The sequence below is a fragment of the candidate division KSB1 bacterium genome (genome assembly GCA_034506395.1).
In the GTDB taxonomy this organism is placed as follows: domain Bacteria; phylum Zhuqueibacterota; class Zhuqueibacteria; order Thermofontimicrobiales; family Thermofontimicrobiaceae; genus Thermofontimicrobium.
On the sequence record JAPDPQ010000010.1, the window covers coordinates 25,560 to 51,657 of the forward strand.

17 protein-coding genes are annotated in these 26,098 nt (G+C 47.2%); all 17 read left to right on the forward strand.

Annotated elements, in window-relative coordinates; genetic code table 11:
- Positions 1–53 precede the first annotated feature (53 nt).
- The 17 genes from ONB37_08345 (at position 54) to ONB37_08425 (ending at position 26,094) form a co-directional block, all read left to right on the forward strand.
- On the forward strand, positions 54–2,891 hold the full coding sequence (locus tag ONB37_08345; protein MDZ7400156.1) for a VCBS repeat-containing protein: 2,838 nt from the start codon (positions 54–56) through the stop codon (positions 2,889–2,891).
- Between the two features lie 296 nt (positions 2,892–3,187).
- Positions 3,188–4,861 (forward strand): right-handed parallel beta-helix repeat-containing protein, encoded by a 1,674-nt coding sequence (locus ONB37_08350; GenBank protein ID MDZ7400157.1) that lies wholly within the window; start codon positions 3,188–3,190, stop codon positions 4,859–4,861.
- A 279-nt stretch (positions 4,862–5,140) separates the two neighbouring features.
- Positions 5,141–6,721 (forward strand): sodium/solute symporter, encoded by a 1,581-nt coding sequence (locus ONB37_08355; protein MDZ7400158.1) that lies wholly within the window; start codon positions 5,141–5,143, stop codon positions 6,719–6,721.
- A 240-nt stretch (positions 6,722–6,961) separates the two neighbouring features.
- Positions 6,962–7,729: a glucose 1-dehydrogenase gene (locus ONB37_08360; GenBank protein MDZ7400159.1), complete on the forward strand. Its 768-nt coding sequence runs from the start codon at positions 6,962–6,964 to the stop codon at positions 7,727–7,729.
- Between the two features lie 339 nt (positions 7,730–8,068).
- Positions 8,069–9,499 carry a sulfatase gene (locus ONB37_08365; GenBank protein ID MDZ7400160.1) on the forward strand — a complete coding sequence of 477 codons (1,431 nt, stop codon included), beginning with the start codon at positions 8,069–8,071 and terminating at the stop codon, positions 9,497–9,499.
- Positions 9,500–9,673: 174 nt separating this feature from the next.
- Positions 9,674–10,534, forward strand: a complete 861-nt coding sequence (locus tag ONB37_08370) for a transketolase (protein MDZ7400161.1) — start codon at positions 9,674–9,676, stop codon at positions 10,532–10,534.
- A 15-nt stretch (positions 10,535–10,549) separates the two neighbouring features.
- Positions 10,550–11,485: a transketolase family protein gene (locus ONB37_08375; protein ID MDZ7400162.1), complete on the forward strand. Its 936-nt coding sequence runs from the start codon at positions 10,550–10,552 to the stop codon at positions 11,483–11,485.
- 80 nt (positions 11,486–11,565) lie between these two features.
- Positions 11,566–12,606 (forward strand): 4-hydroxythreonine-4-phosphate dehydrogenase PdxA, encoded by a 1,041-nt coding sequence (pdxA, locus tag ONB37_08380; GenBank protein MDZ7400163.1) that lies wholly within the window; start codon positions 11,566–11,568, stop codon positions 12,604–12,606.
- Positions 12,607–12,862: 256 nt separating this feature from the next.
- A complete protein-coding gene (locus ONB37_08385) occupies positions 12,863–14,422 on the forward strand; it encodes a sodium:solute symporter (GenBank protein MDZ7400164.1) in 1,560 nt (519 codons plus the stop codon).
- Between the two features lie 137 nt (positions 14,423–14,559).
- Positions 14,560–15,345: a cupin domain-containing protein gene (locus ONB37_08390; protein ID MDZ7400165.1), complete on the forward strand. Its 786-nt coding sequence runs from the start codon at positions 14,560–14,562 to the stop codon at positions 15,343–15,345.
- Positions 15,346–15,473: 128 nt separating this feature from the next.
- Entirely contained in the window at positions 15,474–16,601 is a 1,128-nt protein-coding gene (locus ONB37_08395) for a hypothetical protein (protein ID MDZ7400166.1), read from the forward strand.
- A 567-nt stretch (positions 16,602–17,168) separates the two neighbouring features.
- Positions 17,169–18,245, forward strand: coding sequence for a uroporphyrinogen decarboxylase family protein (locus ONB37_08400; protein ID MDZ7400167.1), 1,077 nt, complete (start codon positions 17,169–17,171; stop codon positions 18,243–18,245).
- A gap of 592 nt (positions 18,246–18,837) precedes the next feature.
- Complete coding sequence (locus tag ONB37_08405) at positions 18,838–20,160, forward strand: GntP family permease (GenBank protein MDZ7400168.1); 1,323 nt, start codon at positions 18,838–18,840, stop codon at positions 20,158–20,160.
- 233 nt (positions 20,161–20,393) lie between these two features.
- Positions 20,394–21,131, forward strand: coding sequence for a glucosamine-6-phosphate deaminase (locus ONB37_08410; GenBank protein ID MDZ7400169.1), 738 nt, complete (start codon positions 20,394–20,396; stop codon positions 21,129–21,131).
- Positions 21,132–21,269: 138 nt separating this feature from the next.
- Positions 21,270–21,446 (forward strand): hypothetical protein, encoded by a 177-nt coding sequence (locus ONB37_08415; GenBank protein MDZ7400170.1) that lies wholly within the window; start codon positions 21,270–21,272, stop codon positions 21,444–21,446.
- A gap of 105 nt (positions 21,447–21,551) precedes the next feature.
- Positions 21,552–23,321 carry an SLC13 family permease gene (locus tag ONB37_08420; GenBank protein ID MDZ7400171.1) on the forward strand — a complete coding sequence of 590 codons (1,770 nt, stop codon included), beginning with the start codon at positions 21,552–21,554 and terminating at the stop codon, positions 23,319–23,321.
- Between the two features lie 55 nt (positions 23,322–23,376).
- A complete protein-coding gene (locus ONB37_08425; GenBank protein ID MDZ7400172.1) occupies positions 23,377–26,094 on the forward strand; it encodes an HAD-IC family P-type ATPase in 2,718 nt (905 codons plus the stop codon).
- Positions 26,095–26,098 lie beyond the last annotated feature (4 nt).

Consider the following 26,098-nt stretch of genomic DNA (forward strand, 5'->3'; position numbering starts at 1 on the left):
AGATTTCTTTGTATTTTGTCTTTTGATGTTGGAGATTTTTTCAGAGGGAAAAAGTGTCCAAATTCGCTTATATAATTTTTGCAGCGCTAATCACCTCATCAATCAACGCTCAAACGGTCTGGCGGGAAGCTACCTTTGAGGATTTCATCGACGGGACGTTCGATGATGCAGGCGCTAACATGTACGTCTCCAGAGCGGGCCGAATCCAGACTATCAACCGCTGGGATGTGAACGGCGATGGACATATCGATATCCTCTGCGTCAATTCTCACCCCCTGGTGGAGATGCTGGACATGTCCATTTATTGGGGCGATGGAAAAGATTTCAGCATTAAAAATCACAGCTACGTCCCTGCCGATGGGCCCATGTGGGTGGCTGCCGATGATTTGAATAACGATGGCGAGATGGATCTGGTGGTGGCGAATTATTCCAACGGTACATGGACCGAGATGGAGTCGTTCGTCTATTACGGCGGATTGAAGGATCGCAACTATCGAAAGAGGCCAGGCGAATGGGCGTTCTTTCCCTTTAAAGAATGCATCACGCTGCCCAGCGCCAATGCGCAAAAACCCGCCACAGGCGATTTCAATAATGATGGCTACAAAGATATCGTGCTCGCTTTTTCGGGCGGCTTCTGGGAGTATCGGGATAAGAATAAAAAGGATTTGTCGCCCTCCCGAATTTATTGGGGCAGCCAAAACGGATTTGATCGGGAACGATTCACCCATATTTGGACTAAAGGTGCTACAGATGTGGTTACTGCCGATCTCAACGGTGATGGCTGGCTCGACCTTGCTTTTTCTAATGGCGAAGGCGATGAATCGTTCATCTATTACGGCAGCGCCAGTGGATTTTCTGAATCAGCGTTGACCAAATTGCCGACCCGCAACGCCCATGCCGTCGAAATTGGCGATGTGAATAACGATGGCTGGCTCGATGTCGTTTTCGCCAATGAAGCTGGTGATGTTTCTTATGCGTATTTGAATCAAGCGGGAAAATTAACTCCTGATCACCGGATTGAATTTGAAACCCACACAGCCAAAGATCTGGTGATTCGAGATTTCAATAACGATGGCTACAACGATGTATTTTTCACCAATCATGAGCATTCGTTGACGGGCGATCCCAATCGGGCGAACCGCTTGATCGATTCCTATGTCTATTTCGGTTCGGCCAATGGTTTTTCCAATGACCATCGACAGTCACTGCAGACCATCGGCGCCTGGGGTGCCAATGCGGCTGATTTGAATTACGATGGCTGGATCGACCTGCTGGTGTGCAATTTTCAGGAGCATTATTCCTACGAAGTGCCTTCATTCATCTATTGGAATGGCCCCGATGGATTTCAGCTCACCCGACGCACCTGTCTATACGAGCACGGCGCCCAGGGCAATGCTATTGCAGATTTCGATGGCGATGGTCATCTCGACATTTTGATCACCTCGATGATGGGCAACTCCCGAGGCGATTACGATCCCAATTATCTCTATTTTGGCAATGAGCAAGGTTTGTACTCGTTCGAAAATCGGATCGAATTGCCGGGTCGGGAGGCGTATGAGCAGGCGTTCGCTGATCTGGATGATGATGGCCAAGTCGATATTCTGATCGTCAATCGGGGGGAGACGACACGGCTGGCCAATGAGGTCTGGATCTACTGGAATCAGGAGAATCGTTTTCACCCGTGGCGGATCACAGGGCTTCCAGCTTACGGCGGTATTGGCGCCGAGGTGGCGGATCTGGATCGCGATGGCTATCTGGATATCATCATCTCCAATTCCGATTCAAAGCAGAAATCCCCTGACGGCAAGCCGATCCCTGGCTCGTTCATCTATTGGGGCGATTCTGGCGGATGGTCTGTGACCGAGCGAACCGAATTGCCCATTGTGGAAACTCGTGCCATTGCCGTATGCGACATCAATAATGATGGTCATCTCGATCTGGTGTGCGGGCAGCAGCAGAATTGGGGGGATGCTTCGATATTTCTGGGCGATGGCACCCGAAAGTTTGGAGACGCCAGACGGATCCGCATCGAAGGCAGCAATGGCACAGGCACACCAGGCGTGGCCGATTTGAACAAAGACGGTTTATTAGATATCGCCTTTGCCCACGATAAAAATGTGCTGGTCTATTATCAGCAAAAGGATGGCACTTTTCCCAAAGCCAAATCCCAGACCATTCCTGTGCAAGCCAAAACCATGACCATAGCTGACGTGAACGGCGATGGCTGGCTCGATTTAGTTTGTCCGCTCTATAAAGAAAAAGGCAATCGATCGGGCTATTCGACCATTTTATTGGGAAACGAACGAGGGTACCATCTCAATCAATCCATTAAATTGCCCACAGATGGCGGCACGGGTTCAATTGTCAGCGATTTCAATCGGGATGGTTTTCAGGATGTTTTCTTCTTCTGCCACCGTGCCGATGGCAGCTTCGATGAGATCGGCAAGTTCGGCGATCATCACACCAATTCGTTTTTATATTGGGGCAGCGCCACCGGATTTGATGCAAACAATCGGCTGAAAATCCCCAGCATAGGCGCTCATTACGATGTCGGCGTCGATCTGGGACATATTCGGGATCGGAGTTTTGTGTTTGAGTATGTCTCTTCCGCTTTTGAATGCCAGGGCAAGAAGCCGATTCGATTGAAATGGGAAGGCGAAACACCGCATCGGTCGTCGATTAAATTTCAATTACGAGTGGCGAATTCGAAATCAGCGCTGGCAAAGGCAAAATGGCTTGGAGAAGAGGGCATTGGAACTTACTTTACGGAGCGGGATCAGACAGTGAAATCGATTTCTGCAGGAAAGTGGATTCAATACAAAGCGTTCTTTGATACCGAGAATGGGGCCTATTCGCCGATTTTAGAGACGGTGGAAATTGAGTTTGAATGAATTTGATTAAGGCATTAAAAGGCTAACGCCTTAACTCCATACATACGAATCTCAGTTTTCGGGGACTTATAACGGGGAGCATCATATGTATTACATTTGAATTGTCATTCCGAACGCAGTGAGGAATCTGGTTTTCAAGCAACTGTCGAATTTACAGATTTCTCCCTTCGGTCGAAATGACACCGATATGCTAACGCCTTAACTCCATACGCATAAATCTCAGTTTTCGGGGAGTTAAGTCGTAAGACTTTTATTAACGCCCAGCGATAGAGACTAAAAATTTAAATAGGAACATTATGAAAATAACCCTAAGCTCGATCTTGTTAATTCCAATTTTTTTTCTGTCGCTATATGCCGATGAAAGAAATTCACGGGACATCTCAAAAATTGGAGTTAAAACTGAGCCAGTAAATGGTGAGATTTATGAAAAGATTTACTATGTTTCAATCCAATCTGGCTCCGACAAAACCGGCGACGGCTCAAAAGCAAACCCCTGGCAAAGCCCAACATTTGCCCTCTCTATAATCAATGATGCTTCAGAATCAAACAAATATGCTATATTCGTAGCGGAAGGAATCTATAACTCAGGCACGATTGTCATGAAAGAATGGGTCGATCTCTACGGTGGGTTTGATCCGAAAAATTGGCAGCGGGATATTTTCAAGTATCGGACCATTCTTGACGGCGAACGAGTCCGTCGGGTCGTGGTCGGCTCCAACAATGCTCGCCTCGATGGATTTGTCATTCAACATGGCTTGAGCCGAACTCATGGCGGCGGCATCCTCTGCGATGATACGTCGCCGATCATTTCTAATAATTTCATTCTCGATAATTTCGTGCTGGAGCCAGAGGATTTCAATCACAACCGCATTCATCAGGCGGGACATCACGGTGGCGGGATCGCCAGCCTGTACAATGCCATGCCTGTGATTCGGAATAATGTCATTGCCAATAATAAAACATCCGTTGGCAATGGCGGAGGAATTGCTTTCTATGGCTGGCTGCGGTTATCGGGGGGTGCTGAGAAAACTATCAAAGGGAATCGATTGGAGATCGGCGTGCTGCAGCCAATAGTGGAAAACAATGTGATAATCGGCAATAGCGCTGGTGTGAACGATTGGAATCGCACCCGTAGCAGCAATGGCGGTGGCATCTCATGCGCTTATGAATCCCGACCGATTATTTGCAATAACATCATTGTCAATAACCAGGCAAAAGGCCGGGGCGATGGTGGTGGTATTTATAACGAATATTATTCCGATCCGCTCATCGAAGCGAATTGGGTCGTCGGCAATATCGCCGATGACGATGCGGGCGGAATTTACACCATGCGCATGGGTCAGCCGCTGATTCAGCACAATTTCATTGCGGGTAACTGGGCGCCCGAGAAAGGTGTCGGCGGCATCCGCCTGAGCAAAGAGGGGCGGGCTCGGATTATCGAAAATATGATTGTCAGAAATCTCTCTGGCGGAGGGATTCAGTGCGTCGATTCTTTCATGGAGTTAGAAAAGAATATCATCATGCACAATCAGGGCGGTGAAGCTGTGATGTTCGAAAACCGATTTTCCTATTTTATGCCAATTATCATCCGAAATAATATCCTGCGAGACAATGAGCAGGGGTCGATTTTGATCAAGAAGAACGACGGCCAGCCTCCCATCATTCAGGACAATAACATGCAGGGCGGCTTAGAGGGAGAGGGAAATTACGATCGAAAGCCCGAGTTTGTCGAGGACATGATCACAGGAAAAATCATTTCTGCTGACTTTGATCCCAGGCACTTTTTGACCATCTTTGTTCTTCAAAAGCCAATCGATAAAAACGATCAAGTGGCGGGACGGGTGATTCGATTGGGCGATCGTTGGAGCATTATTAACAATGCGGACAAAAAGAGTATCTCTGTGTGGGGTGATCTGCGGGATTTGAAAGATCAGGAGTTTGAGATTATTTCGGAATATCGATTAAAATAAGTGCGTGGGAATGCAATCCCTTTATGGATTGCACGTCCGGCCAATGACCATAGGCGTCAATTTAAGCGAATACATGGTGAGATGCTGTCATTCTAAGGACCCGCCAATTGACGGAGACGAAGAATCTCTTCAATAAACCCACCTAATTTCGTTAAATTGAGAGATTCTTCGCTCCCTGGGATTGCTCAGAATGACTTCTTACTCTTAAGTTGACACCAATTACCTCATGGCGGATAAAGGCGATGCACCCCGTCAATCACAAAACATTTGGAGGAAGGAATGACCCATCCAGGGCTACACACGATCGACATCATTATCGCTATCTGCTACATTTCGAGCATCATCAGCATTGGCATCTATTTGTTCAAAAAGAACAAGTCGACCAAAGATTTTATGCTGGCTGGCAAAAATATGGGCTGGCTCGCCATTGGCATGTCGCTGATGGCGACGCTGACCAGCGCCGTCGGTTACACGGCATTTCCCACCGGCATCATCAAATATGGTATCATCAATCTGTGGATGGCGATGGCGATCCCGCTTTCCTTCCCTGTTGTGGTATGGGTTTTTATGCCGTTTTATCACAAATTGAATTGCTACACGGCGTATGAATATCTTGAGCGACGGTTCAATGTTTCGGTGCGTGCATTGGCAAGTGGCATCTTTCTTTTGTGGCGACTTACCTGGATGGCGGCGGTGGTATATGTCCCTGCAATGATTTTGAATGTGGTTACCGATGGAAAAATTCCGATACTGCTCTCCGTATTGGTGCTGGGGATTATTACTACTATTAATTCAACGCTGGGCGGTATTCGGGCCATCATGTGGTCGGATGTGGTGCATTCGTTCGTTATGTTTTTGAGCATGATCGTTGGCGTAGTTGTCATTATCCTGGCAATTCCTGGCGGACTGCCTGAGATCTGGAGCAGCCTGGCAGCGGCGGGAAAAACCTCGATGACTGCCAATATCCCGGGCTTCAGCGAGGCAAATCTCTTCGGCAAAATGAAATTTTTTCTATACACGGACATCACGGTGCTCTCGTTGATCGTGACTTACACGATCCAAAAGATGGGGAATTATTGTGTGGATCAGGCGATGGTGCAGCGCTATCTCACCGCTAAATCGCTGAAGAAAAGCCGTGAAGGATTTCTCGCTAATTGTATCGCATATTTATTTTATATCTTTTGTGTTTCGGCGATCGGCGCTGGTTTGTTTGTCGTCGCCAAATATCATGCGTTTCCCGCCAGCTTAAAAAGCGATCAAATCTTTCCCTACTTCATCGCCAATATGATGCCCATTGGGATCACAGGTTTGATGATCGCTGCCATCTATGCCGCCTCTATGTCAAGCCTGGATTCAGGACTCAATTCATGCATTACGGCCATATTGAATGATTTTTATTCCAGGTTCAGGCTGAAAAAATATAATCTGGACGAGGGAAATCTCCAGGAGGCGGAACGATTGCGGCGCTTGCGCATCGCCCGTTTTTCAACGTTGATTCTTGGAGCGCTCATTACCTTCTTCTCGCTTTATGTGGGCAAGATGGGTGATATATTCGAGTATTCTCAAAAGCTGATTAATATGTTTACAGGCCCGCTGTTCGGCGTTTTCTGTCTCGGCATGTTCAGCAGGCGAGTCACCGCGCCAGCAGCGTTGGTCGGCGGATTCATCGGCTTTGCCATCGGCTCATTGAGCGTCTTTGCTAAATTCATTCACATCAAATCGCTCATGGTCGGCGTGCTCTGGCCTGCCACAATTGCTTTTGTGGTGACGCTGATTCTGGGATATGTGCTGAGTTTTGTGATTGGCAACAAAAATCCCGAAGCACCGAAATGGACTTGGCGAGGGGTGATGACGTCGTAAATCGCAAAATGCAAAAAACAGATATGAAATGAATGTCAAAATTAAAAATTTAATTTTCATTATACAGGTAGAATAACATCCCCCCTGCCCCTTACCCTGGCGGGTACCTCCTTCGGTCGCTTCAAAGGGGGGAAATGAAAAAGTCCTCCTTTGAAGGGGAATTTAGGGGAATGTCAAAATAGAATCTGACGGAATAGCCTTGGGATTTGTCTTTCAATTTTAAAACCAGGAAGCAAAAATATGTCCCAAACACTATTTGACCTCACGGGAAAACTAGCTCTGATCACAGGCTCGGGCAGGGGGATAGGATTCACCCTGGCAAAAGGATTAGCCCAGGCGGGCTGCAAAATAATTTTGAATGACATCGATAAGCAGAGACTTGACGAAGCTGTCTCACAATTAAGAAGTGCTGGTTTCAATTGTCATGGAGTTCTTTTTGATGTCCGAGATGAAAATTCGATCAATGAACAAGTTCAACACATTGAAAAAGAAATCGGCAGCATCGACATCCTGATCAACAACGCAGGCATTCAGATTCGAGGGCCATTGGAAGAGTTTAATAGCGATGACTGGCGAAAATTGATCGACATCAATTTAACGGGTGCTTTTCTCGTTGCCAAAGCCGTGGTGCAAGGAATGATCAAACGGCGGACAGGCAAAATCATCAACATCTGCTCGATTCAAAGCGAATTAGCCCGACCGACAATTGCGCCGTACACTGCCGCTAAAGGCGGACTCCGAAATCTGACCAAAGGCATGGCAACGGACTGGGGCAAGTTCAACATTCAGATCAATGGCATCGCCCCAGGCTATTTCAAAACCGAGATGACCAAAGCGCTGTACGAAGATCCGAAATTCGATGCCTGGCTCCGCTCCCGTGTGCCCGCCAATCGCTGGGGTGAGCCAGAGGAACTAATTGGGGCTGCAATTTTTCTGGCATCGAAAGCGTCGGATTATGTCAATGGGCACATTCTCTTTGTGGATGGAGGGTTAATGGCGTGTGTTTAGTTGATTGGGTGATTTGGCGATTAGGGAATAGGGTAATTCGCTGAAGAGCTAATGAAGCAATTAGTGCCTAAACGGAAAATCACCTCTCTGTCATTTCGACCGCAGGGAGGAATCTGTAAAAATTCAATGATTTGAAAATTTAGATTCCTCACTTCGCTCGGAATGACAACTTTTAACAAAAAAAGATTGGGTCAAAAAAGAATCCGTTGGGTTGTTTCAATCCGTTGGAAAAAAAATTGCTCACGAAATACACCGAATGACACAGAAAATAAATTTCTGTTTTTCTGTGTGCTTCTTGGGAAAGTCCAAATTGGATTAAATGAAGGAGATAAAAATTCAATGAAACGCCGAGATTTTTTGAATACCATGGGCAAAGCCACTGTTGCTCTGGCTGGCAGTAACGCTTTGTTCAATCTCATACAGGGCTGCTCAACCAGTCAAAACAAGAGATGGAACATCGTATTTATTCTATCGGATGATCACGGTTGGAACCAGGTGGGGTATCACGGGTCGGAGTTTTATGAGACGCCGAATATCGATCGCTTGGCGGCGGAAGGGATGCAATTTACTGAGGCATACGCTGCTGCTCCAGTGTGTTCCCCCACGCGAGCAGCGATTATGACCGGCAAATACCCTGCGCGGCTCCATTTGACCGATTATATCCCAGGCAGTCCTTATCCTTATGCTAAAGCAAAGACGCCCCAGCAGGTGCCTTGTTTGCCCTTGGAGGAAGTGACCATTGCCGAGGTCCTTAAAGACAATGGTTATATCACTGGTCATTTTGGGAAATGGCATTTGAGCACGGATTACAACTATCAGCCCGGTCGACCTTTTGATCCTGGCTCACAGGGATTCGATGTGGTATTGACGAATGTGAAGCCCGAGGAGAACGCTGATCCAGAAAAAGATGCGCATCATGTGGTGGAGATTACCACCCACGCGATAAAATTCATCGAGGAAAACAAAGATCGACCGTTCTTCTGCTATGTGGCGCATCATGTACCGCATCGCCCGATCATGGAGCAGGCAAGTCTCATCGCGAAATATCGGGCGAAACCTGGAGCGGATCTGCCCCAAAACAATCCCATCATGGGCGCCATGATCGAGCGCATGGACTGGGGAATTGGACAAATTTTGAACAAATTGGACGAATTGAAGTTAACGGATAAAACGATTGTGGTATTCGTATCGGATAACGGCGGGTTGGCGCAATTGCAAAGCCAATATCCACTGCGAATGGGCAAAGCGACCATTTTTGATGGTGGATTGCGGGTACCCATGGTGATCCGTTGGCCTGGAGTGGTGCAGCCTGGCTCAAAATGCACCACGCCAGTTATTTCTATTGATTTTTTCCCAACGTTACTGGAGGCTGTTGGGATTCAACATCAGGTGAAGGATATCGATGGAATCAGCCTGGTGCCAGCGCTTCGAGGAACTGGTGATATCAAACGGGATGCGATCTATTTCCATTATCCGCATTATCATCATCAGGGGTACAAGCCCGCTGGGGCGGTTCGCGCTGGTGATTACAAGTTGATTGAATGGTATGAGGCCACGCTCTGGGATGAGGAAAATCAAGTCAGTTTGTATAATGTTCGTGAGGACATGGGAGAGACTAGGGATTTGGCCAAGGAAATGCCAGAACTGGCTGCCAAGTTGCGGGAGCAGCTTCGTCAATGGCGAAAGGCAGTTGCGGCTCAGGAAATGACCAGAAATCCCAACTATGATCCTGACAAGGCTGATTGGAGATTTGTCGATCGAAAGGAATAAGATCAAAGGGCTCAAATTCTGGTGGCTCTTTCGAAGAAGACAAGGATCGAATTGAATGGGATCATGAGAATATATTTGATCAAGGGATAAACGCTTCCTTTTGGCAATTCAAATTCAATGCCAACCAAGCTCGATCTATACACGTTATCACTATTACAAAGAAAGGCGTTGAGCATGAGTATTGACAAGTTACAAGTTAAGCAATTGGAGGAGCGAGCCAATCGGCTGCGGATCGAAATAATCAAGATCATGGGCCGATATGGTTACGGACACATTGGCGGCTCGCTCTCCATTGCTGAGATGATTGCGGTTTTATATTTTCACGAATTAAAAGTCGATCCGAAGAATCCAAAATGGGAGGATCGTGATCGTTTCATCCTTTCCAAAGGACACGCTTGCTTTACCCAGTACGTGGCTTTGGCAGAACTGGGTTTTGTTTCTAAGGATGTGTTGCGTCATCCATACGAGGTTGATAGCCCGATGCAAGCCCATCCTGAGTTGGGCGAGTTTCCTGGCATCGAGATGACCACCGGGGCTTTAGGGCAAGGGCTGTCGGCTGGGGTGGGGATGGCCATTGGTGCTAAATTGCGCAATCGGGGCTTTCGCATTTATGTGCTTTTAGGGGATGGCGAGATGAATGAGGGACAAGTCTGGGAGGCAATCATGTTGGCCTCAAAATATAAGCTGGACAATCTCGTGGCGCTGGTTGATTACAACAATTTTACCCTATCCGGAAAAACCACAGAGGTCATGCCATTAGATCCGCTAATGGAGAAGTTTCAGGCCTTTGGTTGGTGTGCAATGGAAGTAGATGGCCATTCTGTGGAACAGTTAGTTGCTGCTTTGGATTCAGCACGACAGATAAAGGACAAGCCAACAGCGATCATTGCCCATACGATTAAGGCGCGCGGTTTTGTGCCGCTTGAAAATAAAACCGAAAGCCATGCTGCGAACATCAAACAGGAGCAAGCGATGGAGGCGCTGCGCGCTCTGGGCTGCTCAGAATCTGAAATTCAGCAAGCGTTTCGAGAATGATAGGAGAAGATAGTGATGTCAGAACAAATTGCACCTCGGGATGTATTGGGAACCACACTTATCGAAGTGGCACAAAGAGATCCAGATGTAGTTGTCTTAGATGCTGATTTTCACCCAGCTTCGAAATTAAAACCATTTAAAGAACACTTTCCGGAGCGGTTCATTGAAGTCGGCATCGCCGAGCAAAATATGATGGGCGTGGCCGCAGGATTGAGCACGTTAGGCTTCAAACCGTTTGTTTGTACTGTGGCTGCCTTTTGCAGTCGACGCGCATGCGATCAGGTGATGGTCTCCATTGCCCTGCCCAGGTTGAATGTTAAGATTCTGGGAGTCTATCCCGGCATCTTTGTTGGCTTAAACGGCGCTACGCATCAATCATTAGAAGATATCGCCATCATGAGAGCGCTGGCTCACATGAATGTGGTCCATCCATCAGATGCGTGGGAATTGCAGCAAGTGCTGGCCTTTGCCGCAGAGTTTGACCAGCCTTTATACGTGCGAGTTGCCCGAGATCCGGCGCCGCGGTTTATTCCGCAGGGACACCAGTTTCAATTAGGGCGATCGTTCACTTTGCGCGATGGGAATGACGTTACGTTGATCACCTACGGCGAGCTGATCGGCGATACGTTGGAGGCAGCAGCGCTGTTGGAAAATAGGGGAGTGAGTGCTCGCGTGATTGTCATGAGTTCACTGAAGCCGGTTGACACAGAAGCTATCGTCCAAGCTGCGGAGGAAACCCACTACATCGTCACTGTGGATAACCACAGCGTCTATGGAGGATTGGGCTCAGCCGTTGCAGAAGTGGTGTGCGAGCGCGCTCCGGCAAAAGTGAAACGGCTCGGCCTGCGCGACAGGTTCGGCCGCTCTGGTTCCAACGAAGCAATGAAACGAAAATTTGGCCTGACGGCACAGGATATTGCTCGGGAGGCGATGGATTTTATTCATCGATAGCTTAATTATAACATCAATTTCAGCTTTCATGAATTTGCTTTATTCAGAGATGTCAAGGAAGACATAATAAGTGAATCGAAATGAAACGATCAAAACCAATTATTGGAATCTCCATGGGCGATCCCGCTGGGATCGGCCCTGAGGTGGCTGCCAAAGCGCTGGCGAAACCAGAAATTTATGAAATCTGTCGTCCATTAATCATTGGCGATGCCAGCGTGATCCATCAGGCCGTTTCAATCGCAAAGGTCAACTTGGGGGTCCGCGCTGTCCCAACTGTTGCAGAGGCAAAATTCGAATTCGGCATCATCGATGTGTTCGATCTAAAAAATGTGGAGCTCGCTCAACTTGAGCATGGGAAGGTTTCCGCCATGGCTGGCGAAGCTGCTTTTCAGGCGGTCAAAAAATTAATTGAATTGGCTCTGGATCGGCAAATCCATGCCACCGTCACAGGGCCAATTCATAAAGAATCGATAAACTTGGCTGGACATCATTTTGCAGGTCATACCGAGATTTATGCCCATTATACCAACACGAAGGATTACGCGATGCTGCTTGCCTCGGAGAACTTTCGTGTAATCCATGTTTCAACTCATGTCCCAGTGAGGCAGGCCTGTGATTTGGTGAAACAAGAGCGCATTGTGAAAGTTATTGTTCTCTTGAATCGGGCTCTGAAACAATTTGGATTTGAATCGCCTCGGATTGGCGTGGCTGGACTAAATCCTCACGCTAGCGATGGTGGCTTGTTCGGTTGGGAAGAGCAAAATGAGATCATTCCGGCCATCCAGCAAGCGCGGCAAATGGGAATTCATGTAGAGGGGCCAATGCCGCCAGATATTCTTTTTCCCAAAGCAAAAGGGGGGTGCTATGATGGCTGTGTCGCCATGTACCACGACCAGGGACATATCGCTTTTAAATTGGATGGTTTTGTATGGGATTGTGAAACAGGCAGCATGAGGACCGTTAAGGGCGTCAATATTACCCTTGGAATTCCCATTATTCGCGTATCGGTCGATCATGGCACAGCGTTCGAGATCGCAGGCCTGGGAAGAGCCAGCCCCGATAGCATGATCATGGCAATTGAGTATGCAGCAAAAATGAGTAGCGGTGGAGCGCTAGAGTAATGGAGTTATGGAGTAGTAAAGACCTGAGATGAGATTCTGTTAACAAAAAACATCTCCCGAAATCCCTTTTCCAATGGGGATTCTAAAATTAAAAGTTCTCCCCTCTGAAAGGAGGCAAGGCGAGATGTCTGGCTCTGGAGGATTATCATCGAGCATTTCCAACCAGTTTTCTTTTCGTCCAATACTTCATCACTACAAAAATCCATTGGCTTCATCGATCAATTAGACGCAAAACAGCAAAACACAGGAGAACCAGATGCAGCAGCAAACTTTACCCGTGTTGGACTACATTGTGATCATCCTCTCGTTGGTGCTCTCGATCGGTGTGGGCGTCTATTTCGCGAAGCGACAGAAAGACACTGAAAAATACTTTAAAGCCAGCGGCAATATCCCAGCTTGGGCGGTAGGCATGTCCATCTTAGCGACGCTGATTAGCAGCGTCACATTTCTTGCTTATCCAGGGGCTGGATACAAATCCAATTGGATCCTCCTTGTACAGGGATTAATGGTGCCAGTGGTCCTGATCTTTATGATATGGTTTATTGTGCCGCTCTATCGGAAGGTTATTCGGCTGAGCGCCTATGAATATTTTGAGAGACGATTTGGCTTTTTCGCCCGACTTTACAGCTCGTTGGGTTTTGTTCTCGCACATTTTTCGAAGATGGGGACGGTGTTCTTTCTGTTGTCCCTGGCTCTGGCTAATTTGACTGGCGTGAATGTTTATATCGTTCTTTGGGTTTTGGGCATTTCGATCGTGGTGCTTACCTTCCTTGGTGGCATCGAAGCGGTGATTTGGCTGGATGTGATACAGGGATTTTTGCTCATTTTGGGAGGTTTGTTAAGTGTGGGGATTATTCTGTTCAAACCAGCAGGTGGACCAGGTTCAGTTCTCCAAGCCATCTGGGAATCGGGCAAGGTTGATTTTGGCCCCTATGATTTAAGCTTCGTGAAATTGACTTTTATTGTGATGGCTCTCAATGGGATTTTTTATGCCATTCAAAAATATGGCACGGACCAGACTATTGTCCAACGTTATCTGACGGCGAAAAGCGATAAATCAGCGATTAAAGCGTCGCTGATGGGGGTGCTGCTTTGTGTTCCTGTCTGGACATTGTTCATGTTTATTGGCACAGGGCTATATGCCTTCTACAAAATCACCAACGCTGGATTGCCGCCAGACATCACCGCCGAAGGGGTGTTCCCCCATTTCATTTTGACCCAAATTCCCGTGGGATTAACAGGCTTGATCATCTCCGCCCTGATCGCTGCGGCGGTTTCCAGTCTGGATTCGGATTTGAATTGTCTCTCCGCTATCGGCGTCGAGGATTATTATATCCGCTTCAAACCAAATAGCACAGATAAACAGCGCCTTTGGATGGGCAAATTTCTGGTGATTGTTTCCGGATTGGCGGCAATGTTTGTGGCCACCCTTTATATCATGGCAGGCAGTGAAGGAGTGCTGGGAATCGTGTTTGAATTATATGCGATTTTCTCTGGCGGCATCGCAGGGATGTTTCTATTGGGACTGTTCAGCAAGCGGGCGAATAAACAGGGGCTATATATCGGCATTGCTGCCTGCGTGCTATTTACCGCCTGGGCCATGCTCACCTCGACCAAATTCGATATTGAAGGACAGAAAAAGCTTTTGCTTGATCTGGGAAATTGGAATTTCACCCATCATAAATATATGCTCGGAGTGTACAGCCATCTTGTTCTTTTTGGCGTGGGTTACGGAGCCAGCTTTTTCTTTCCTGCCAAAAAGGTTGATGAGAATTTGACGATTTATGGCTGGTTTAAGAAAAGAGGGAACCCTTAATTGGAAAAACTGAAGACCCGCTACCATCTTCTTCATGAACTTTTGTTGCTTTTGACAAGCATTTTCCACCAGTCCGAAAATTGAGAACTCAAGCTTGAAGTTTTCTTTTGAATAGACACAAATGAGGTTATCAAAAAATGATCCATAGATACTACAAAGAAGGCCAAAAGCTAAACGTCGCTGACTTGAATGAAATAATTGTGCTGATCGACCGAACCGAAACCGAGTTGACGGAGGTCGCTTTGAACACCTGGCGACCAGGATTGATCGGTCCGCCGCATCGACATGATCAGAAGGAACAGATTTTTTATGTGACTTCTGGGACTGGTACTGTCAAAGTCGGAGCAGAAATTTTTCAGGTAAACCCAGGTGATTTGATTTATATTCCATTAGGGGTGGAGCATCAGACCATTGCATCAAAGAATGAAGCCTTGCATTATATATTGTTCAATGTGTTCATAGATCCCGAGAAAGAGGGGCATGGCACGTTTGCTGAGCATATTGAAAAAGTCAAAAATATCCGCAAGCGGCAAGCGGAGACGGGCAGGGCTACGGTTGAAAATGCTGAGCGGTCAGCTTTTTCGAATAAACAGCCCAAGTATATCAGAGATTTAAATAAAGGCGATTCAGGTCCTTCGAACTCCGTCACCAGCCGAATCGTGTTGGATCGAAGTGAGAGCGAGCGGTCTGAAATGGTCGTTGTTAGCTGGCCTAAAGGCAATAAAGGAGCGCTGGAGATGCACCCAGAAAAAGAGCAAACCTTTTTTGTGCTCGCAGGTTCGGGCATTATCAAAATATCTGAAGAGCAGGCATTGGTCAAACCAGGGGATATTATTTTTGTGCCCAGAAATGCTTACCATTGCGCCGAGGCAAAAAGTGAGGATTTGAGGTATTTGTGTTTAAATACGTACGCCCGATGGTGAATCATCAGGCTAAGAAATGCAAACACCACAAATGGAGCTCAGACTTGAGAGTGATTTATCATTCCCATATTTTGGCGCTATTATTTTCATCATAGGGCGGTTATTTTGAATTTTGAAAAATCATGACTATGACAGCACGAGAACGTTTCATCGAAACTCTAACCTTTGGCTCTCCTGACAAAATCCCTTTCGAGCCAGGAAAGCCTCGGGAGAAAACCCTGGCTCGCTGGCATCACGAAGGATTGCCTGAACATCGGGATTGGTTTGAATTTCTCTGCGAGATGATAGGCATCGCTGCTCCGGCGCCGAGCTATCCGCCGTTCGAGGGACTGGTTAATTTCCGCATGATCCCAACCTTTGAGGAGGAGGTGCTGGAACATCGGGATGGGCATTACATCGTACAAGATTGGATGGGCAATATTGTGGAGATTTCGGATGAATATGATTACACTTACCTCCGCCATCCCAAAGATTTTGTCACCCGAAAATGGCATAAATTCCCTGTGACAAATCGTCAGGAATTTGAGGCGATGAAACGGCGCTACAACCCCGATGATCCATCGAGGTATCCGAGCGATTTTCATGAGATAGTCAAAAAATTGAAGGGGCGGGATTATATCATCACGTTGCAATTTTCAGGACCGTTCTGGCAGTTGCGGGAGTGGTGTGGTTTTGAACCGTTGTGTATGATGTTCCTCGAAAATCCCGATTTTGTGCAGGAGATGATCGAGTTTTGGACCGAGTTTGTCTCGAAAACCATGGCCCGTGCCCTCGATGCAGGCATCGTCGACCGTATCTGGATCAACGAGGATATGGCATACAAAGAGAAAGCCATGATCAGCCCTGAGATGACCAGAGAATTTTTGCTGCCAGCCTGGAAGCGCTGGGCTACCGAAGCAAAGCAAGCTGGCGTACCGATTATCGACGAGGATTCCGATGGCTATATCGGCGAATTAATTCCGATCTGGATCGAGGCGGGATTCAACGTCTGCGATCCCATTGAAGTAGCTGCTGGCAATGATATGGTTGAGTATCGAGCACAATTTGGAAGAAAGATTGCCTTTCGCCAGGGTGTGGATAAACGTTGTATCGCCAAAGGCGGTAAGGCGATCGAAGACGAATTGGCTCGATTGGCGCCAGTGGTCAAATCGGGTGGCTTTATTCCTGGTTGCGATCACGGAGTGCCGTTTGATATTTCCTGGGAAAATTTTGTTCATTATTCACGATTGTTGGCTGAGCTGACAGGTTGGCTTTAGCCCACGAAATACACGGAAAGACCCGAAAGTTTTAATATTCTAGATGACAAAAAATAATTACCACTTAGTGTCCGTCCGAAAACTAAAGATTTTTAAAAAGAATGTCATTCCGAGCGGAGCGAGGAATCTATCAATGATTGAAAGCATCGGACTTGCAGATTCCTCACTTCGTTCGAAATGACCGCTTTTAAGAAAAATCGATAATTTTCGCACAGACTCTACTTAGGCAGATTTAACTCAATGATGTCATTCCGAATCCTGACTCATCTGGATGAGGATTCTGAATTTTTCTATATATGTTAGATTCATAAACAGATTTCTCGCTTCGCTCGAAATGACACATATTTATTGATGAAGTTTGAAAATCTGACCCAGTAAAGCAAAATACAAATAACTTTTAAAAATCAAATTTTGAAATTTCAATCACACCCTTTGCAAGGTTGTCAACCATAGAAAGGGTGAGGCTGTTTGTTTGAGATCTTGAATTTGAGGTTTGAATATTATCCACCACAGTCTGATAGGTTTGATATTTGTTTCTTGAGTTTTGAGATTTTTAGTGATTAAAAGATGGCTCACAGACAACGCTTCCTATCCGCTCTCGAAGGAACGATGCCAGACCAGATTCCCATGACGATCTGGAACAACAAACTTCCGGGAGGGAAGCTGAATGATCGATTGCTGGATCTGGGCGTTCTGGTGATCCATAAAAGCTCGGTCTGGCGACGTCGATTGGAAGGAATTCAGGTCGAGTCTCGGGATGAAACGACAGCCGATGGAAACACGGTTCGACATACGAGTTATTTCACCCCTGCTGGGAAATTGATAACAGCCGAGCGGGTTTTTCCCAACACAATCTGGATCGAGAAATATCTATTCGGTGATCCTGGTGATTATGATGCGCTGGAGGCGTTAATTGTGAGTCGGAGTTACCAGCCCGATTTCGAACGCTTCATGACAGACGACGAGAAGCTGGCTGATCAATCCATTGCCCGCCCGATGACCATCCATTCGCCGATGCATGAGTTGATCTATGAATTCATGGGCATCGAAAATTTTAGTATCGAATGGGCAGAACGTCGAGATCGGGTGCTGCATCTGTGCGATGTTTTAAAACAGGACTGGCATAAACGGTTAGGAATAATCGTTGCCTCGCCGACAAAATTTGCCGTTATCGAAGGAAACATCCAGCTTCAGGTGATCGGCGAGGAGCGATTTCTCAAATATTATTTTCCAAATATTCAAGAAGCATGTGAAATCTTGCACGAAAAGGGCATCTTTGCAGGTGCTCACTTGGATGGGAACAATCGAAAATTAGCACCGCTGATTGCGCGAACCTCACTGGATTTTATCGAATCTTTTACGCCACCGCCCGATTGCGATCTCTCGGTGGCGGAAGCACGGCAAATATGGAAGGATAAATCACTGCTGGTTCATTTCCCATCCTCCGTTCATCTGTTTGGTGCTGCCGCCATCGAAGATCATGTGAAAGAGATTCTGAAACAAGCAGCGCCTGGAGATCGATTTGCCATCGGTGTCTCTGAAGATGTGCCCAATGGGGGAATTGAAACATTGGTGCCTTTATATGAAGCGATAAGAAAATATGGCTGGGGAAATTCGAAATTACAATTAAAAAATCCCAAATAAATTCCAAATTCAAATTATAAAATTTCCGTTAATAACAATTAAATTGTTTACATATCAATGCCAATTTGACCAGCCAGTTGGCTAGTGGCCTCAATGTAAGATATGGAATGCTATTTTAAGCGATCCGCCAACTGGCTATTAGCGCCCATACAGAATATTTTGGTTTGAGAATCCGCTGAAGCAGTCAATAGCTATTGTTAATTTGTCACTAATGCCCGAATGAATACAGGCATTAATGACAAACTCGTGTCGCTTTCAATAACCGTTTTGCGGTTTTTAATACTTTTTTAGCTCAAGTTAACGGTGATGGCCAGTCGGCTGATGCTCGCAATGACAATTTTTACTCATTCATTCGCTTAGGTTGACGCCAAAAAGATGTTGATGGCGATAGAGATGTAAATTCAAAAGTCACTGAGTCAGATTCCTTTCCGTGCTTTAGCATATCAGAATGACAGTTAAATGACTTAACCCTTTCAAAGCCTATAGACCTTTGAAAGGATACTGGTCGATTGGAATTTTGAATTTTAAAATTGAAATTTATTTGGATTTTGTTTTTTGTGATTTGGGATCTTTTAATCAGGAGTTCCAGCAGATGCTTGTTTTTTTCCTTCTGGTCATTGTCATCCTTTCAATAATATTTGCCACAACCAAATTCAAATTGCATCCATTTCTCACCCTATTGCTGGCGGGAATCATAATGGGGTGGCTGGCTGGTTTGAATACCAATGATCTTCTTGCCAAATTGACCGAAGGATTTGGCAGCACGCTCAAGAGTATCGGCATCGTGATCGCCTGCGGAACAGTGATCGGCACTTTCCTCGAAAAGAGCGGCGGTGCGGGAGCAATGGCATCGAGCGTGCTGAAACTGGTTGGCGCGAAACGCTCGCCGCTGGCAATGTCCATCACGGGATACATTGTCTCCATCCCGGTGTTTTGTGATTCGGGATTTGTGATTTTATCGGCATTGAATCGGGCGCTCAGCAAAAAAACTGGCATCTCGCTGACGGTTCTGGCAGTCGCTTTGGCCACAGGACTTTATTCGACCCATGTCTTTGTGCCGCCAACACCTGGTCCCCTCGCTGCGGCGGCAACCATTGGAGCGGATATCGGCCTTGTTATTTTGCTTGGTCTGGTTGTTTCCATCCCTACGGCGGGCGTCGGATTGCTCTGGGCAAATTTTTACAGTAGGCGGTTTAAAATCACTCCCAAAGATATGTCCGATGCTGTTGAGCAAGAAAAACAGACGCCAGCCGCTCTGTTCTCGTTTGCCCCACTCATCGTACCCATCGTTTTGATTGCCCTCAAATCCATCGCCGATTCTCCCTCAGCCCCATTTGGCGATGGATTTCTCAAAGATCTCTTCGGTTTCATAGGGCATCCTGTCATGGCGCTGATCATCGGTGTTTTTCTTGCCTTTGGTTTGAAACGGGAGATATCCACTGAATCTTATTTGGACTGGGTTTCTATCGGATTGAAGAATGCAGGGGCGATTATTTTGATTACGGGTGCAGGTGGAGCATTTGGCAATGTGCTTCGAGCCACAGGTATCGGGGATTCGTTGGGGCAAGCCATGTCCGAGTGGCAGATCGGTATTTTTCTGCCGTTCATCATCGCTGCGGTTCTGAAATCGGCCCAGGGATCGTCGACAGTTGCCCTCATTACCACGGCAGCGCTGGTCTCACCGCTTTTGGATCCAATGGGATTCACATCTCCGTTGGCAAAAACCCTGGTGGTGCTGGCAATCGGCGCTGGTTCAATGACCGTTTCGCATGTGAACGATAGTTATTTTTGGGTCGTGTCCCAATTTTCGGAAATGGATACAGCGACTGCATTACGGACTCATACAATGGCAACTTTGTTCCAGGGCATTGTGGGAATTGTTGTGATTGCCATATTAGGTTGGATTTTTGTTTAGATAAAACTGTGTGAAAAGATTGATGCCCATGGAAAAAGTGTTTGATCGAAAATTTGATGCATGCTAAAAATTATTCTCCAACGGATAGAAACAGCCCAACGGATATTTTTTAGGCTTTTATCCATTGGCTTCATCTATTCTTTTGGCAAAAATAGAAAACAGAATTGAAACAGACATGGACAAAATCAAACTATCATTTACCTGAATCAAAATTTTAGTTAAAAGGAATCATAATGGACATCTTCATTTTCAAAACTAAAAACGAGTTGGGCAAAAAAGCTGCCAGCGATGGGGCCGAATTCATTCGCCAGGCAATCGCAGAACGAGGAAGTGCCAATATCATTCTGGCCACAGGCGCATCCCAATTCGAGATGCTGGCCGCATTGGTGAAAGAGAATGTGGATTGGTCTCATGTCACAGGCTTTCATCTCGACGAATACATCGGCATGCCAGAGACCCATCCCGCTTCATTCCGAAAATATTTGAAAGAGCGATTTGTTGAGCAAGTCCCGATCAAAGCGTTTCATTTTATCAACGGCGAGAACGATGCAATAGAAGAATGCAAACGGGTGGGAGCAATCATTCGAGCACATCCCGTTGATGTGGCGTTCATTGGGATCGGCGAGAACGGGCATTTAGCGTTCAACGATCCGCCCGCTGATTTCGAAACAGAAGAACCCTACATCATCGTCAAGTTAGATGACGCCTGCCGACGTCAACAACTTGGCGAAGGCTGGTTCAAAACTTTTGCTGACGTACCCGATCGAGCGATCAGCATGTCGATTCGCCAGATCATGAAATCACGGGCAATCATCTGCACGGTACCCGACGCCCGCAAAGCTGAGGCGGTCAAAAAAGCGGTTGAAGGATCGGTATCGCCATTGGTGCCTGCTTCGATCTTGCAGCAACATCCGAACGCAAAGCTTTACCTGGACGAAAATTCAGCAGCGCTTCTAACAGCGAAGCGTTAGAATCTTTGCCATGATCTTGGCCCTTTCTTAGCTTGAAATCGAAATTTTCGGATATATTTAAAGCAGGTTGAGTTTAACTGATTAGCAGACGGTTCGGCAACTGTGGCTAAGAATTGAACAACAGAATATCCCTGCCGAGTGGATGAAACGAGGATACATCTCACGCCAGCAGACGATCCCGCCGCATCTGATGTGATCGATGACGCAGTGGATGAAATTATCGAAACCGTGCTGAGTAACCAAGGCCAGGTTGTATTTGTCGATAACGGCAGTCTGGCTATGCACCAGCGGATTGGGCTGATTCTACGATATTGATCAAAAAAGGTCTGTGTTTAATAATCTGAAACCGATGCTTGATGTACTGGAATAAGTCACGGCGCTGAATGCGAGAAGCGAAATCAAATCGATTAGAAAATCAAAATGGAACAGATACTGGTTTTTATCACTCTTGGTACAATTCTGATCTTATTTGTCTGGGGCAAGATTCGCTATGACCTGGTCTCGATGCTTGCCCTCGTGTTTCTGGTTATTTGCGGGGTTGTTCCCGCCAGTGAAGCGTTTGCCGGGTTCGGACATCCAGCGGTCATTACGGTCGCTGCGGTATTGATTATCAGCCAGGCATTACAAAATTCAGGCCTTGTCGATGTGATCGCCCGCCTATTGGAAAAGCTCGGCAGTAATTTCATCTTGCAGCTCATGGTCCTTTGTTCTGTCGTTGCCATTGCCTCTTCTTTCATGAATAATATCGGCGCCCTTGCCATTTTAATGCCAGTAGCGATTCATTTGGCGAGAAAGAATGGCTATCCTCCTTCTTATATTTTAATGCCAATTGCCTTTGCCTCGCTGTTGGGAGGAATAACGACCCTGATTGGTACCCCTCCGAATATTATTGCTGCCGCTTTCAGAGCCGATGTTTCGGGTGAACCATTCGGCATGTTTGATTTTACCCCAGTGGGTTTTTTTGTGGTGGTGATAGGAATCCTCTATATCACACTGCTTGGTTGGAGATTGTTACCGACCCGTGAGCCTCAAGGTTCGGCTGAGGAACTGTTTCAAATTCAAAATTACCTCACGGAAGTCCAGGTCACCAAAGAATCAAAACTGCAAGGGATGAGAGTGGCAGATTTGCGCCAAAAAACCGAAACCGATATTTTGATTTTGAGCCTGGTGCGCAACGGGACCCATCTCTATGCGCCTGCCCCAGAGATGGAGCTCAAAATTGATGATATTTTGCTCATTGAGGCTGAAGCGAATGATTTGAAAAAGTTCATTGACAAGACGAAGGTGAAACTGGTCGGCAGCGGGAGATCTCATGAACAGGGGCAAGGGACGGATGATATTGTGATACAGGAAGCTATTGTTCAGCAGAATTCGCCGCTCATTGGAGAGACCGCAGTTAGCCTGCGGATGCGATCCAGATTTAGTATCAATCTTCTGGCCATTGCTCGCCAGGATCAACAACTTCATCAGCGCATCGATCATGTCCCATTCAAGGCGGGGGACGTCTTGCTGTTGCAGGGACGACGGCTTAATATCCATGACGCTATCGCCAGCATGCACTGCCTTCCCTTAGCGCAGCGCGGATTGACGATCGGCAAGCCACGGCGCACCGTTTTTGCCCTTGGCATCTTTGTCACCGCAATTATCATGGTCATTGCAGATCTAATTCCAGCTCAGATTGCTTTCTCACTCGCAGCAGTATTGATGGTCCTCTCGGGCAATCTTCATCTCAATGAACTATACGATAGCATCGACTGGCCAGTGATTGTTTTATTGGGTGCGATGATACCGATCGGCGTGGCATTCGAAACGAGCGGTGGTGCCAATCTCATCACCCATCGGATCGTGGAATTGGGGAATCATCTTCCCATTTGGGCTTTGCTTGGTATTCTGATGACGGTCACCATTTTGATTTCAAGTTTAATCAATAATGCTGCAACCGTGGTACTTATGGCGCCCATCGGTATCAACATTGCCCGGGAATTAAAAGTCTCAGCCGATCCATTTTTGATGGCCGTGGCGATTGCCGCTTCGTGCGCATTTCTAACCCCAATTGGACATCAGTGCAATACGCTAGTCATGGGACCGGGAGGATACAAATTTAGCGATTACTGGCGCATGGGGTTGCCGCTGGAAATCATCATTATTGCGATCAGCATCCCATTGATTTTGATTTTCTGGCCAGCTTAGGCATGACTGTTTTTGATCACAAAATTTTAAAAAGCTAGAAGGACACTGGAATCTTATGGCAAAAACGAATAAGATCATCAACGACAATCGATCTCAAGCCTGGCACGCCATGCCGATCGAAGAAGTTCTCTCACGACTCAATTCATCGGAGAATGGTCTTTCGCATGACGAAGTGAATCGACGGCTCGAGCAATTTGGCTTTAACACGCTGCCAGTTCAGGAACCGCCCGGGCTGCTGAAAGTCTTTCTGCTGCAATTTCTCCATCCGCTCATTTACATTTTGCTGGCGGCAGCAGTCGCCTCGCTGGTCATTGGAGAAGTGGTCGATGCCGCATTCATTATGATCGTCATTCTTTTGAACTCTTCGCTGGGAGCATATCAGGAATGGAATGCTGAAAGAAGCGCTGCGGCCCTGCAAAAACTCATTAATGTCAAGGTGAGGGTGAAGCGCGACGGCAAGGAGCTGGAAATAAGCTCCAAGGAATTGGTGCCAGGCGATGTTGTATTGCTCGAATCCGGCAACAAAATCGCTGCGGATCTACGTTTGATATCCGCTGCTGGCCTGACGGTTGACGAATCCTTTTTAACTGGCGAATCAATTGCTGCCGAGAAAAAGGCTGGCAAAATTGCCGCCGATCATGGCGTTAGTGAGCGAAGCAATATGTGTTTTGCTGGTGCTTCGGTTTTATCAGGACGCGGCATGGCCATCGTCGTGGCTACTGGGCTGCATACCCAGGTGGGTGAGATCGCCCAAAATGTCAGCCTGGCTGAAGCCACAAAACCGCCACTGATCATTCGCATGGAAAAGTTTACCAAACAGATCAGCTATCTCGTGATCAGCATCGCCGCCGTGCTGGCTGGCTTGCTGATTTATAAGCAGTATGCCGTGCATGACGTTTTCTTTTTTGTCGTGGCGCTGGCGGTATCGGCAATTCCAGAAGGACTGCCGGTCGCGCTCACCGTGGCATTATCCATTGCAACTTCTCGCATGTCCAAACGCCATGTGATCGTGCGCAGGCTCAGTGCGGTGGAGAGCCTGGGGAGCTGCACCGTGATCGCCAGTGATAAAACTGGCACGCTCACCGTAAACCAACAGACCGTACGCCAGGTGGAGTTGCCCGATGGCCCGGTTTTTTCAGTTAGCGGGGAGGGCTATAATGGCGTTGGTGTAGTTGAACCTGCCAATGAGCTGGCCAAATCTGCTGAGGCAATGCGACGCCTACATCAACTGGTTGAGGTGTCTATCCTCGCCAATGAGGGTCATTTGGAACAACAGGATGGGGAGTGGCGACATCATGGTGACGCCATGGACGTGGCATTACTGGCATTGGGCTACAAAGTCCAACAAAATCCTACAGACGTCCGTCAATCGATAAGACAGGTTGGTGCGATCCCCTACGAATCGGAGCGAAAATTTTCTGCGGCATTTTACCAGAAAAATGGCACGGTCTTCATCGGCGTCAAAGGGGCTGTTGAGACGTTGCTGAACCTGGCGACGACGATGAACGTGTCGGAAGGAATGGCTCCCATTGCTCGTGAGCAGATTCAGCATCAAGAAAGTAGGCTGGCAGCCGAGGGATATCGGGTGCTGGCCGTTGCCACCGCTGAGCTTCATAATTTTGTCCCCAAAGAAGACTACGATCTGAATGACATCCCCAAGCTGAATTTGCTGGGATTGGTCGCTTTCATCGATCCATTAAGGCCGGAGGTGATTGAAGCGGTTGACAAGAGCCATGCCGCCGGCATTGATGTTTTGATGATTACCGGCGATCATCCAGCTACGGCAGCCAGCATTGGCAAAAAGCTTCACATCATCAGCTCAGATCATGAGGTGGTCACGGGCGCTCAATTGGATGAAGCCTGGACAAAGGGCGAGGCAGAGTTTGATCGGCTGGTCTATTCGGCCCGGGTGTTTGCCCGCGTATCGCCGGTACAAAAGAAAAATATTGTGGATTCGCTCCGGCGCAAAGGCGAATTCGTTGCCGTGACCGGCGATGGCGTCAACGATGCGCCGGCCATGCGCAGTGCCAATATTGGCGTGGCCATGGGTTCTGGTACCGATGTGGCCAGAGAAACCAGCTCAATGATCATTACTGATGATAATTTCTCATCCATTGTGGCTGGCGTCGAAGAAGGCCGGTTTGCTTATGATAACGTGAGAAAGGTAATTCTGCTACTCATCTCTACAGGCGCCGCAGAAGTGATTTTCTTTCTCCTTGCCATTATTTTCAATCTGCCGCTGCCGTTGCTGGCCGTGCAAATCCTGTGGCTCAATTTAGTGACCAACGGCATTCAGGACGTTGCGCTGGCGTTTGAGGGCGGTGAGCCTGAGGCCATGAAGCGCAAGCCCCGAAAACCCACTGAAAAAATATTTAATCCCCTAATGGTCCAGCAGATTGCAATTTCAGGGCTAACAATTGGACTGATCGTTTTTGGGTTTTGGTTTTATCTGATCAACTACCTTAACATGGAAGAAACGGCGGCAAGGAATCTCGTTTTACTGCTCATGGTCTTTATGCAAAACGTCCACGTTTTCAACTGTCGTTCAGAACATGCTTCGGCGTTCAGGGTGCCACTGAAGAGAAATGTGATGCTAATTTTCGGTGTGCTTTTGGCGGCTGGGTTTCATATTTTGTCCATGCATTTGACTTTTATGCAGCAGATATTGCGCGTCCAACCCATCCCTTTGTTGGATATGCTAAGAATTTTCGCCCTGGCGTTGCCGGTGCTGCTCATGATGGAGATTTATAAATCGATCAAATTTTCCCGCTGACCTG